At 44.7% G+C, this 13,229-nt stretch carries 14 protein-coding genes; all 14 read right to left on the minus strand.

All coding sequences use genetic code 11. The features are described from left to right. The 14 genes from V7Z64_RS02775 to aroH all read right to left on the minus strand — a co-directional run bounded on the left by V7Z64_RS02775 (window position 1) and on the right by aroH (window position 12,991). Entirely contained in the window at window positions 1-510 is a 510-nt protein-coding gene (locus V7Z64_RS02775; RefSeq protein ID WP_297990742.1) for a ubiquinol-cytochrome c reductase iron-sulfur subunit, read from the minus strand. Between the two features lie 129 nt (window positions 511-639). Beyond that, entirely contained in the window at window positions 640-1,074 is a 435-nt protein-coding gene (locus V7Z64_RS02780) for a YpiF family protein (protein WP_297990743.1), read from the minus strand. 105 nt (window positions 1,075-1,179) lie between these two features. Continuing rightward, window positions 1,180-1,704 carry a ReoY family proteolytic degradation factor gene (locus V7Z64_RS02785; RefSeq protein WP_297990745.1) on the minus strand — a complete coding sequence of 175 codons (525 nt, stop codon included), beginning with the start codon at window positions 1,702-1,704 and terminating at the stop codon, window positions 1,180-1,182. Window positions 1,705-1,735: 31 nt separating this feature from the next. Beyond that, window positions 1,736-2,989: a tetratricopeptide repeat protein gene (locus V7Z64_RS02790; RefSeq protein WP_297990746.1), complete on the minus strand. Its 1,254-nt coding sequence runs from the start codon at window positions 2,987-2,989 to the stop codon at window positions 1,736-1,738. 89 nt (window positions 2,990-3,078) lie between these two features. Next, on the minus strand, window positions 3,079-4,365 hold the full coding sequence (gene aroA, locus V7Z64_RS02795; RefSeq protein ID WP_297990747.1) for a 3-phosphoshikimate 1-carboxyvinyltransferase: 1,287 nt from the start codon (window positions 4,363-4,365) through the stop codon (window positions 3,079-3,081). A 14-nt stretch (window positions 4,366-4,379) separates the two neighbouring features. Further along, window positions 4,380-5,483: a prephenate dehydrogenase gene (locus V7Z64_RS02800; RefSeq protein ID WP_297990748.1), complete on the minus strand. Its 1,104-nt coding sequence runs from the start codon at window positions 5,481-5,483 to the stop codon at window positions 4,380-4,382. Beyond that, window positions 5,465-6,580 carry a histidinol-phosphate transaminase gene (hisC, locus tag V7Z64_RS02805; protein ID WP_297990749.1) on the minus strand — a complete coding sequence of 372 codons (1,116 nt, stop codon included), beginning with the start codon at window positions 6,578-6,580 and terminating at the stop codon, window positions 5,465-5,467. The genes V7Z64_RS02800 and hisC overlap by 19 nt, the downstream gene beginning before the upstream one ends. Further along, window positions 6,522-7,361, minus strand: coding sequence for a tryptophan synthase subunit alpha (trpA, locus tag V7Z64_RS02810; RefSeq protein WP_297990750.1), 840 nt, complete (start codon window positions 7,359-7,361; stop codon window positions 6,522-6,524). The genes hisC and trpA overlap by 59 nt, the downstream gene beginning before the upstream one ends. After that, a complete protein-coding gene (trpB, locus tag V7Z64_RS02815; protein WP_297990751.1) occupies window positions 7,358-8,554 on the minus strand; it encodes a tryptophan synthase subunit beta in 1,197 nt (398 codons plus the stop codon). Before trpB ends, trpA begins: the two co-directional genes overlap by 4 nt. Further along, on the minus strand, window positions 8,548-9,183 hold the full coding sequence (locus V7Z64_RS02820; protein WP_297990752.1) for a phosphoribosylanthranilate isomerase: 636 nt from the start codon (window positions 9,181-9,183) through the stop codon (window positions 8,548-8,550). The genes trpB and V7Z64_RS02820 overlap by 7 nt, the downstream gene beginning before the upstream one ends. Continuing rightward, on the minus strand, window positions 9,180-9,941 hold the full coding sequence (gene trpC, locus V7Z64_RS02825; protein ID WP_297990753.1) for an indole-3-glycerol phosphate synthase TrpC: 762 nt from the start codon (window positions 9,939-9,941) through the stop codon (window positions 9,180-9,182). The genes V7Z64_RS02820 and trpC overlap by 4 nt, the downstream gene beginning before the upstream one ends. Further along, window positions 9,934-10,944 (minus strand): anthranilate phosphoribosyltransferase, encoded by a 1,011-nt coding sequence (trpD, locus tag V7Z64_RS02830; RefSeq protein ID WP_297990754.1) that lies wholly within the window; start codon window positions 10,942-10,944, stop codon window positions 9,934-9,936. Before trpD ends, trpC begins: the two co-directional genes overlap by 8 nt. Beyond that, window positions 10,937-12,442 (minus strand): anthranilate synthase component I, encoded by a 1,506-nt coding sequence (gene trpE, locus V7Z64_RS02835; protein WP_297990755.1) that lies wholly within the window; start codon window positions 12,440-12,442, stop codon window positions 10,937-10,939. The genes trpD and trpE overlap by 8 nt, the downstream gene beginning before the upstream one ends. A gap of 168 nt (window positions 12,443-12,610) precedes the next feature. Next, window positions 12,611-12,991 carry a chorismate mutase gene (gene aroH, locus V7Z64_RS02840; RefSeq protein ID WP_297990756.1) on the minus strand — a complete coding sequence of 127 codons (381 nt, stop codon included), beginning with the start codon at window positions 12,989-12,991 and terminating at the stop codon, window positions 12,611-12,613. Window positions 12,992-13,229: the final 238 nt, after the last annotated feature.

Raw genomic sequence — 13,229 nt, forward strand, 5'->3', positions numbered from 1 at the left:
TTACGCCTCCCCTCGTGGTTTCGCTTTACCTAAGTACAACGTGCCATCTTTTATTTCGTATTCATAACGGTCTAATGGAGCTGGCGGTGGCGTGTTTGGCACGTTCGTTCCATCCTTTTCGTATAGCCCGTAGTGGCAAGGACAGAAGAAACGGTTTGGATTACTTTTTTCACCGTTCCAGTTCACCGTACAGCCAAGATGTTTACAGATCGGCGATAGCGCAACGATATCTCCGTTTTCATCTTTAAATACCCATGCAGATCTTGGCTCTTCTGATTCGTACCACGCATCTTTTACTTTTACTTTAAAGTCGAAGCGCTGTGGCTCTGTCGTAATGTCTTTCACTTGGGCAACAGCAACCATATCTTGCCCAGCTTCTTCTTTTAAAATCGGATCCAAGGCGAAGCGTACCATTGGTGACAAAATGCCTGCTGCCATAAATCCGCCTACACCTGTTAGCGTGTAGTTTAAAAACTGCCGTCTTGACACGCGATGCTTTTTCTCGCTCATCGTTTTCCCCCCTCTATACGAAGTTAAGTCCATCCGGACGAATTGTTATAACACATATATAAAACTAGGACAACCTAATGATATATCATGTTTCCATCAAGGTCAATATAATGATAGTGTAAACGCTATCTAATTTTTTAACGTCCATTTTGTCACTAACACATCCATCACTTGTTCGACTTGTTGACGCACAATTTTTTGCTTATACGATTCATCGACATGTTCAAGCGGGAGCGCTGGAACGTAAACGAATGTCTCATCCGCAACATCGGCGTGTGACGTAAGAAAACATATGTGTTGAAAGCCTAATGTTTTAAGCATGTTTGTCCACTCTCGTACGCGCGATGGCACGTGCTCGTGTACAAAGTATGTTAGCGGCGGAAATAGCATCACCCTTCCTTTAAATTGACGCTCTACATCATTCGCAATGAGCAACGTATGCTCGCCCATTTCAGCAAACGCTTTCATATTTGTGCTACCGATCGGTATGCACGGAATAAGTGCAGTGTCCACATACTCCTTCGCTTGCTCATACATGTCCACATCTTTTGCTGTCCATTTCATTGAAATCACTCCTTATGTTTCCATCTTACACGAAATGCATATGTATTTTTTTGAACATTTTGTGACATTTGCATAAAAACGAGAAAACGTTGCGAAACGGAAAAGTTATCGCAACGTTTTTAGCCGCTCTGTCAGCTCACGAAACCTTTTCTCATCTTGACGGTCGAGAGCATCATCGATGAGGCGCATAATTTTTTGCCGTTGAAAGCGATGAATGGCCTCCGCTAGTACATGCTCAGCAACTTGCTCGTCTTGCTTGTTCGTTTTCTTCGGCATATATGGGTTTTCTTCGAGCACCGCCACGTACTGCGGTGAATGAAATGCCCCACGAAAATTGAGCTGAATGTAAATATCTTCGTCACGATTTAAACGAATATCATGAAATGATTTTTCCGCATCCGTCGTGACGACATTTTGCTTATAAAACCGAAATGGCACATCATCAACGCAATGAGTTGACATCATCATGCCGCGCGGACAATATTCAGCATGTTCTACAAAGTGCACTTTTTCCATGAGCGCATCGTGGCTTAACAAATAGTTTAAAATCCAAACACATTCGCGCCGCTTTAATTGATAATTGTTTAAAAACCAGCGAACAAACTCTTTTTTCTCTCGGACAGAAACCATTCCCTTCCCCCCTTGCATCCGAATGACAACTTCATTCAAACTGCAACATCATATGGGCAACCTCTTCGTTCGTCGGATCGATGCGCAATAGTTGTTCAAATATAGCCTTCGCTCTGTCTCTTCTCCCCTCCTCAAATAAAAAATAGCCAAAATCATATAAAAAGTTTGGATCTTCTTTAAAAAAAGTATATGCCTCTTCATAATGATTTAATGCCTCATCATATATTTCAAGCTTTTGTTTCGCCTTAGCGAGCTCCCATTCAAATTGTGGATCGTATTCACCTTGATCAATGGCTTGTTGAATCGCGCGAACGACATCTTCGTAACGTTCCTCATGAAACAGTAAGCTCGTTTGAACAAATAGCGCTTCTAAATAACCGGGATCAATATCCAATGCTTGTTCAATGTACTCAAGCGCTTCTTCCCGCTTTCCTAGCTTTAACGCTATTTTTCCAGCATAAAGAAGCAATTCTTTATTCCATTCATCAATTGTTAATCCTTCTTTTGCTATTTCGTAACTTTGTTGTATATCTCCTTCTTGTTCATACGATTTTGCTAAAAATAAATAGAGCGGCACGTACTCACGATCGAGCGCTTTTAACTCGCTTAATTTCGTAATTGCCGTTTTATATGCTTCCGCTTGATATGCAGTAAATCCGTATTGAAATAATGTATGGGCATCGAAACGTTCATTTAATGCTTCTTCGTAATAAGCTAGTGCTTGCTCAAATTCACCAAGCAGGCTGTATGCTTCCGCGATGCGTTGGGCGATGATCGTACCGGCAATTGTTTTTGTATTGTTTATGATCCGTTCATAATATGGCAAACTTTTTTGATATTGGCCTGTCGTAAAATATAGCTCAGCTAATGCAAATTGAACAAGTGGTTCATTCGGCATTTTTTCATACGCTTTTAACAACTTTCGTTCACTTACTTCATCTAATCCTTGCATTTGATAAAGGTCGGCCATTAATAAGCATGCTCTTACATAGTAAGGGTCATCTTCTTCGATATCGATTAGCAATTCAAGCGCTTCCTCGTCCTTATCCATTTCTGTATATATTTCTGCTAAAAACAGTTGCAGTTCACGTTCGTCCGGATAACGTGTGAGCAACATACAAACGAGCGACTCCGCCTCTTCTAACAATCCCCAAGAAAATAGTTGATCAGCTAACATATATCGTTCTTCATCGCTTCCGTGTTGCTTCACTTGTTCAGCAAGCGCTAGCGCGCGCTCCACATCACCTTGTTCAACGAGTTGAACAATTTGATTTAATTTTTCCATAAATCTCACCCTTATCATTCATATCATCACACTTTATCATACCATCGAACGAATAAGCATGCAAAAAAAGAAGCTGATCCTCGTTAGAATCAGCTTTGCAACATGCGGAGATGGTCGAAAAATGTCGGATATGACACTGCAATGGCTTCCGGACGTTGTAAAGTCACATTTCCTTTTGCCACACACGCTGCGATCGCTAACATCATCCCGATGCGATGGTCACCATAGCTATCGACAATCACATCGTTCGCATGAAGCGGCGTTTTTCCATGAATCATCATTCCGTCTTCCGTCGCCTCGATATGAGCGCCAAGCTTGCGCAATTCGGACACGACTGTCGCAATGCGATCTGTTTCTTTTACTCTTAATTCGCTCGCATCTGTAATCACTGTCGTTCCCTCTGCTTGTGTGGCTAAAAGGGCAATGATAGGAATTTCGTCGATTAATCGTGGAATGATATCGCCGCCAATATGCGTTGCTTTTAACGTTGATGTCCGTACGGTCAGATCAGCTACCGGTTCGCTGTCTTCGTTGCGAATGTTTTCGATCGTAATATCGGCTCCCATTTTCATTAATATATCAATAATACCTGTGCGCGTCGGATTAATTCCAACATGCTTCAACGTAATTTCACTATTTGGAACAATCGCTCCAGCTACTAAAAAGAAAGCGGCAGAAGAAATGTCGCCCGGCACTTCTACATCGATGGCTCGAAGCGTTTGCCGCCCGATGACTGAAACGGTTAATCCGTCCACATGCACGTCCGCGCCGAATGCGCGCAACATTCGTTCGGTATGATCGCGGGATTGATGCGGCTCGGTAACAGTCGTTTTTCCTTCTGCATGTAAACCTGCAAGCAAAATGGCCGATTTCACTTGAGCGCTCGCAACAGGTGAATAATATGTCACCGGCTGCAATTGACCACCGCGGATCGCTAACGGTGTATAGCGTCCTTGCTCTCGTCCGTCGATGCGTGCCCCCATTTGCTTAAGCGGGTTCGTCACACGATCCATCGGCCGCTTAGCAATTGAATCGTCCCCTATTAAACAAGCGTGAAACGGGCAGGCCGCTAAAATGCCTAGCAATAAACGGGTAGTCGTCCCTGAATTCCCGACGTTTAATATATGTGTCGGTTCTTTTAAACCTTCAATTCCTTTCCCTTCTACAATGACTTCATTTCCATTTTGTGCAATGTCCACACCCATTTTGCGAAAACAATCAATCGTACTTAAGCAATCTTCGCCTGTTAAAAAATTCGTTACACGCGTCGTTCCTTTCGCAAGCGCTCCAAACATGACAGCACGGTGAGAAATCGACTTATCTCCCGGAACAGCGATCTCTCCTCGCAATGCATGTACGTTTGTTTGCAATTTCACTTCTCTCACCTCTTTTACACAACATACGTTTCATAGTTCGTATTCGCTTCAATGCAACGTTTTGCTCTTTGACGGTCATCTTCCGTTTGGAAACTTAAACGAAGCACCCCGTAAATATCTTCACGCGTTTCAATAATGCGAATATTTGTAATGCTAATGCGCTCTTTTGCTAAATAACCTGTGATTTCAGAAATAACCCCCGGATAGTCTGGCACATCCACATATAAATCGTAAAAAGAAGGGATCGCTCCTTTTGTGCGCACAGGCAAGCCGTCCCGAAACTGTTTTGCTTCATGAAAATATTGATAAAGACGCTCGCTATCACCGTCAGCAACGTACGTACGAATTTTTTTCATTTCTTCTAACCAACGATCAAACAATTGTAACAATTCTTCTTTGTTATGTATGAAAATATCGCGCCACATTTCCGGATTGCTAGAAGCAATACGCGTAATGTCACGGAATCCTCCCGCGGCTAATCGACTGACAAGCTCATCTTCTCGTTCGTACTGTTGTGCTTGATGTACGAGGCTTGCTGCAATGATGTGCGGGAAATGGCTGATGACCCCAGCAATTCGGTCATGCTCTTTCGGTGTTAATGTAACAAAGTGAGCTTTCGTTCCCTCAAGCCACTGTTTTAATCGCATAACGTCTTCTTCTTTCACATGTTTTGTTGGCGTTAAAATATAAAATGCATTTTCAAACAAATGCGCACGCGCAGCTACAACACCGCTCTTATGAGAGCCCGCCATCGGATGCCCGCCGATAAACGCGATCCCTTTTTCTAATAACGGCATCGCTTGCTTGACGATACGCTCTTTCGTGCTTCCTACATCTGTAACGATGACGTGAGGGCGTAAAGAAAGCTCGAGCAGTTCGCAAAGCAATTGTTCTGTTTGGACAACCGGGGCGGCAAGCACGATTACATCCGCCTCTTGTGCTGCATGAGCAAACGAAGGCACCACTTCATCAATGACGCCGAGCGAACGCGCCAAACGCAACGATTCGCTCGACACATCATATCCAAAAATTTTCGCATCGTTATGGGCGCGCTTCATCGCAAGCGCGATTGAACCGCCAATTAAACCTAAACCGGCAATTAAAATGTTCCCCCGCAAAAACGCTCCCTTCTTTCTTTCAACATGTTTGTTAAAGCATGAATAATCGCTTCATTTTGTTCTGGAGACCCTATTGTGATGCGCACAGCTGTCGGAAAGCCAAGAGCGCATCCGGAGCGGACAATGATGCCACGCTGAAGCAAGTACGTAAACACTTCATCACCACTAAATCCAAAATCAATTAAGATGAAATTTCCTTCAGACTTGTAGTAACGCAAACCGTGTTGATCGCAAAAAGCGTAAAATTGGTTTAATCCTTGTTTATTTTTTTGGACACATTGTTGAATAAATGGTTGATCGTTTAATGCTGCCAAGGCTGCGACTTGCGCAAGACGCGATGTATTAAATGGCTCGCGAGCTGGCTCGATCGCTCGTAAAACATGCTCGTGTGCCACGCCATATCCGATGCGAAGTGCCGCTAGTCCATACGCTTTCGAAAACGTGCGCAAAATCATTATATTTTCATATTGTTGGAGTAAAGCGACCGTATTTGGGTAATCTTCCGCTTGCACGTACTCATAATACGCTTCGTCAATCACGACGAGCACATGTTTCGGCACGTTGGCTAAAAACGAGCGCAAAGCAGCGTCATTCACATACGTACCTGTCGGATTGTTTGGGCTACAAATCCAAACAACGCGCGTATTGTCATCGATCGCCTCAAGCATTGCGTCGAGATGATGATGTCCGTCTCGGAGAGGAATCTCGCGCACTTCTGCCCCCTCAATGATCGCGTTGTGGCGGTATTGTGGAAACGTCGGTGTAGCCATAACGGTATTCGTCCCTTTTTGCAAAAATGCGCGACAAATGATCTGAACGACCTCATCTGAGCCGTTCCCGAAAATAAGTTGCTTTTCCTCGACTTCCAAATGGGCAGCGAGCACCTCACGCAGCGACCGACTATATCCGTCAGGATATAACGCTAAATGATCTAATTCACTAACGATCGCGTCGTGAACAAGCGGTGAACATCCGTACGGATTTTCATTTGATGCAAGCTTAATCACCGTTTCTAGTCCATATTCCTTTTTCACTTCTTCAATCGGTTTGCCCGGTTGGTACGGTTTTAGTTGTTGTAATTGTTGTTTCACTTCCATTATTACCCACCCTTTTCAATGGTTCAATGAGCGCAGCGACATATTGCGAGAAAGAGATGAGCGCATGTTGACGTGTATCGACATCGTTTAATTCGTCTTGAAGCTGTTCGATTTTCTGTACGATCGCGCTCCCAATGACGATGCCATCGCATACATGTTGAAGTTGCTCCACTTGTTGAGCGGTCGAAATGCCGAATCCGACAACGACAGGAACGCGACTATATAACTTTACTTGTTGCAAAAATTCGTGCAATTCCGCCGGCAATGAGTCCCGAATACCCGTTACACCTAACGATGATACGCAATATAAAAACGATTTCGCTTGTGATGCAATCATTTCAATACGTTCATGCGACGTCGGAGCGACGAGCGAAATGTACGGGATGTCATATGCGTCACCTAGCATTCTCATATGTTCGCTTTCTTCAAACGGCAAATCGGGAATGAGCACGCCGCTCGCCCCGTTTTGTTGCGCTAAAGCAAAAAAGCGTTCTTCTCCTAATTGTAACACAGGATTATAATACGTAAAGACAATAATCGGAATTTTTACACCTTTTTTTCGCATGCGCCCGATAAGTTCAAGTGCCGTTGTCAACGTCATTCCTTGTTTTAACGCTCGGCTCGCTGCTCGCTGAATAATTGGCCCATCTGCAAGCGGATCAGAGTAAGGAACGCCGAGCTCTAATATCGTCGCACCTGCTTGTTCAAGAGCAACCGCTAAATCAATCGTTACTTCCTCAGACGGATCACCTGCAACGATAAACGGAACAAAATGTTTCATCTCGGCTCACTCCCTTCTAAGTAGTTCATTACCGTTTGCACATCTTTATCGCCTCTTCCTGATAAGCAAACAAGAACGATGTCATCCGATGAGCGAAGGGAAGCAATTTGAAACGCTTTGGCGAGCGCATGCGCCGACTCGATGGCAGGGATGATCCCTTCTGCTTCTGCGGTCATTTGCAGCGCGTTGATCGCTTCTTCATCCGTTACACTTTCATAGCGGACACGACCGATTGTAGCTAAATATGCGTGCTCCGGTCCAACACCCGGGTAATCCAACCCTGCTGAAATAGAGTACGGTTCCATAATTTGACCGTGTTCATCTTGCAATACATATGTGAGCGAGCCGTGAATGACGCCTTTTGTCCCTTTTGTTATCGTTGCGGCATGTTCAGTCGTATGCACGCCTTTTCCTGCCGCTTCGACACCAATACATTCGACGTCATCATCTAAAAACGGATGAAACATGCCGATGGCATTGCTGCCGCCGCCAACACATGCGATAATCACGTCTGGAAGTTTTCCTTCTACTTTCAACATTTGCTCGCGCGCTTCTTCGCCAATCACGCGTTGAAATTCGCGCACCATCATCGGATACGGATGCGGACCCACAACAGATCCAATCATATAAAAATGGTCATCACAATGCTCGACCCAATAGCGAATTGCTTCATTTGTCGCATCTTTGAGCGTTCGATTGCCGCTCGTTACCGGAATGACTTGCGCGCCAAGCAATTTCATACGAAAGACGTTTAATGCTTGCCGTTTTACGTCTTCTTCGCCCATAAACACTTTACATTCCATGCCGAAACGAGCGGCAACGGTAGCCGCAGCTACACCGTGCTGACCTGCACCTGTTTCAGCAATAATTTTTCGTTTTCCCATTCGTCTCGCTAACAACGCTTGACCGATGGCGTTGTTAATTTTATGGGCGCCTGTATGGTTCAAGTCTTCGCGTTTAAAGTACATTTTCGCCCCGCCTAATCGTTCTGTCAAGTTTTTTGCAAACGTTAAAGCGGTCGGACGTCCTGAATATTCATATAAATGATGCATATATTCGGCATGAAACGAAGGGTCAGTCAGCGCTTTATGCCATTCGCGTTCCATATCGGCTAACGGGCGCATCAATGTTTCCGGAACAAACTTTCCACCGAACGTTCCAAAACGACCACGTTCATTCGGTACTGTCAACATGTTTTCACCTTCTGTTCAATTTTTTTTATTTTTTGTTCACTTTTCCGCTCGTCTTCTTCAATTCCGCTGCTTATATCTATGCCAAACGGCTCATACGCTAGCAGCTGTTCGACGTTCTCCGGAGTAATCCCCCCTGCAATAAAACAAGGAACATGCTGCCGTTTCGCCTCTTCGATATAACAAGGGACATGACGCCAATCAAACGAGACGCCCGTTCCTCCCCATGCTCCTTTTCGTCCGCTATCAATGACGAACCCGTCTGCAATTCCTTCCCACACACGCATATATATCCACGCCTCATGTGCATGGTGGATTACTTTCCAGACAGGGATTTGAAACGTTTGTTTCAACTGCTTCACCATTTGAACGCTTTCCATGCCGTGGCATTGAATAATCGATAAAGGCACGTGCTCGAGAACAGAAGCGACAGAAGCAATCGTTGGATGAACGAACACCCCAACTGTTTGTTTGTCACGAAGTTCGACAGACGCTAACCATCGACTGACGTCTTTCGGCTCGACCTTTCGCTTGCTTTCAGCAAACACGAATCCGATATAATGTGCCTCGCTTTTTGCGACGAGTTGTACATCATGAAACGAACGGTTGCCGCAATATTTTAAAACGGTCATACATCTCGCTCCCCAAACAATTCATAAATAGCTGCACGAACATCTTGTTTTCTCATCAACGCTTCACCGACGAGCATCGCATGAGCACCCGCTTGTTGTACTGTCCGAACATCATCGTACGTATGAATGCCGCTCTCACTTACAATAATGCAATCCGGTAAAAGCGGAACGATTTGTTTTGTCACATGAAGCGACGTATGAAACGTCGTTAAATCACGATTATTAATGCCGATCGCTTTCGGCGTGAACCGCTTTAAAATGTTCTCTACCGTCTGAGGGGCATGCACTTCTACTAAACATTGCAATCCTATTTCGTGCGCTTCTTCATATAATTCGTGTAAAAAGGACGGATCAAGCGCCTCACCGATGAGCAAAATCGCATCTGCGCCAATCCGAACGCTTTCTACAAGCTGTTTGCGGTCGATAATAAAGTCTTTACGTAAAATCGGTATATGAATATGCTGTTTCACTTTCGTCACGTATGATCGATGTCCCTTAAAATATTGTTCATCTGTTAACACCGATACGGCGTCAGCGCCCGCCTGTTCGTATGCACACGCAATATCGACGACGTTCATTTGTTGTCGAATGATTCCTTTCGATGGCGACGCTTTTTTCACTTCCGCAATCAATCCCAAAAAGCGATGCGGTTTGGCTAAAGCGTCATAAAATGAACGACGAGGAAGGTGTTCGCATGCCTCTGGCAATTGTAACGATGCCACTTCTTCCCTTTTTGTTCGCAAAATGTGTTCAAGCATACATTTCACCTCTCAAACGTTGTAAGTACGCATGCGCGCAACCTGTTTCAATCGCGTGTTTCGCCATGTTCACTCCATTTGCAATGTCGGGTGCGACACCGGCAACATACAGAGCAACACCTGCATTGAGCAAAACGACATTTGTTGCACTTTCGTTCGCACAACTTGCAAACACACGTTCAATGAGTTGGGCACTTTCACTTACGCTGCTGACGCATATATCCGATAAACAACCGCGAGATAATCCGACATCTTCAGGAACAATAACGCGTTGCAACAGCTGTCCATCTTTCAACTCAATTAACAATGTTTCTGAAGCGATGCTACATTCATCTAAACCGTCACTACTTGTGACAAACGCCGTATGTTCTGTTCCGATTCGTTGCAGCGCTTCCGCCATTTTTAATGCATCTTTTGCGTTATGCACCCCGATCACCTGTCTTGTTGGCTGAGCAGGGTTAACAAGCGGACCGAGCAAATTAAATACGGTGCGCATTTTTAAACTTTGGCGAACAGAAGCCACATGTTTCATCGCCTCGTGGTAAAATGGAGCGAATAAAAAAACGAGACGATAGTTTTGCAACGCTTGTTTTGCCTCTTCTTCTGTTTTCGGCATCGGGATGCGAAAATGTTCAATCACATTGGCGCTTCCGCTCGTAGAAGAAACAGCGCGGTTGCCATGCTTCGCCACCGCAACGCCAAGCGAGGCAATAAGCAAGGCGACAGCTGTCGAAATGTTAAACGTTCCTTTCCCATCTCCTCCTGTTCCGCACGTATCGATGACCGGTTCATCAAAAGAAACGGCGCGCATGCGTTGACGCATCGCTCGAATAAATCCGACAAGCTCATCGACCGTTTCACCGCGAAAACGCAACAAAGCTAGCATAGCAGCTACTTGCTTTTCATCCGCTTCTCCGCTCATCATTACATGCATCGCTTCATACGCTTCTCGTTCCGTCAACGTTTGTTGAGAAGCACATTTATGCAACAACTGTTCAAACACGTTGCTCCCCTCCTCGAAATACGCGTTCTGCTAGTTGAATTGCGTGAATTAAGGCGCTCGCCTTATTGCGCGTTTCTTTCCATTCCAATGCAGGTAGTGAATCAGCAACAACTCCTGCCCCCGCTTGTACGTATGCTACCCCTTGTTTTATTACGGCCGTACGAATGGCGATACATGAGTCAATGTTGCCATCAAAACCGATATATGCAATGGCGCCTGCATAAACGTTGCGCGCTGTCGGCTCTAGTTCTTGAATGATTTGCATCGCCCGAATTTTCGGTGCTCCGCTAACCGTTCCAGCAGGAAAAGCAGCAGTCAGCGCATCGAGCGGATGGACATCATCCCGAAGCATCCCTTTCACTTTGGAAATGAGATGCATGACGTGCGAAAACTTCCCAATTTGCATAAATTGCGTGGTGCGTACCGTCCCATACATAGCGACGCGCCCGATATCGTTGCGAGCTAAATCGACAAGCATATAATGTTCTGCACGCTCTTTCGGATCATGAAGCAAATCATGCATGAGAGCCTCATCCTCTTGTTCATTTTTCCCGCGTCGACGCGTGCCGGCGATCGGATCGATTTCAAGTTCCCGATTCCGCACTTGAATAAGCTTTTCTGGAGAGCTACCGATAATGTGTTCTTCACCAAACTTTAAATAAAATAAGTAAGGTGATGGATTTAATAAACGCAACAAACGATATAGTTCAAGTCCGTCAATCGACGTTTCAATAGCAAACCGTTGTGATAAAACGACTTGAAAAACATCCCCGCTTGCAATGTATGATTGAATGCGCTCAACCGCTTCGTAAAATGTTTTTTTATCCATATTTGAGCGCACACGATCAAACGAAACAGGGATGTGTCGTTCGAACATCATATGCGCCTGTTCATCACAACCGTGAACCATTTTGCGCGCCAACTTATCGATTTTTTGACAAGCAGCCTCGTATTTTTGAATGCACGTTTGCTCATCGTCTTTCTCGGTTAACCGAACATAATGAATGAGCAGCAATTCCTTTTTTACATGATCGAAAGCAAATAGTGTCTCACAAACGACAAAATGGACGATTTTCATTTGTAAATCGTTATAAGTATGATACGGAACTTTCTCAATAGAAGAAATAAAATCGTAGCTTATATAACCGACAGCTCCCCCACGAAACGGAACGTCCAATGCCAACGGCTGAACGTTTACATGTTGTTGCATAAACGCGAACGCTTCTTTCATCGTCGATGTGCATATAAGTGTGCGCTGCTGTTCTTTAACAAAAAACCGCTTTCCATCATCGCTTTCAATCGATATGAATGGCTGAATACCGATAAACGAATAGCGCGACCAAGGCGACATGTCGTCCCCACTTTCAAGCAAAAACGCAGCCTCATCACGTAAAGCCGTAAATAGTTGAATGGGCTGAAACGTGTCGGCAAAAAATCGCCTCACAATCGGAATCGTTCGAAATTGGGAAGCTGCCTGTAAAAATGCAGTTATATTCATGGTCGTTCTCCTTTCTTGGAGAATGAACACGAGGGGAAACAAAGAGGAAACAAAAAAGCCTAAAGACGGGCAGTCCTTAGGCGTACGTCACGTAACGATCCTCTGCTCCGCTCTCACTCATTCTCTACTCAACTCTTACTCTACTCAGCTAACTTACAAACCATCATATTATATTTCTGACTTTTTTGTCAACTGCAAATCTGGTCGAAGCTGGATCGCATCGCGCAAATATACATGTTGAATGTCTTGCTGTGCTCGCTTCGTATGTACGGTCATCATGACGCGAATACATTTCGGCAATGCTTGCGGCACGTTAATTTCGCGCATGCACATGACGGGGACGTACGTCCAACCGTCAAGATGACGCAGCGCTTTGGCGGGAAAGGTAGCGTTTAAATCATCGGTCATTGAAATCAACACGGATACGACATCTTCTGCACGAACATCATTTTGGCGTACCATTTCTACTAACAAACGTTTTGTTTCCGCTATAATTTCTTGCTCGTCATTATCGCTCACCGTCGTTGCTCCGCGAATCGCTCGAATCAACCTTGCCTCCCGTTACAGAAAACTTATAAGACTTTATAAGATAGCTAAAAATCTTATAAAGACCTATGTTTCTTTCCTTGTTCATCGCGCCCGATTTCGCCAAAGCTACTCTCGTTTGATATGGCGCTCCGAAGGCTTAAATTCCCCACTAACGTATGGGTACATATCAATAACCGCTTTACGTGCTAGGCTATTGATTTGCCATCATTGTGCCTGATATGCTTAAGCCTTCGATATG

The organism is Anoxybacillus sp., from assembly GCF_036834105.1.
In the GTDB taxonomy this organism is placed as follows: domain Bacteria; phylum Bacillota; class Bacilli; order Bacillales; family Anoxybacillaceae; genus Anoxybacillus.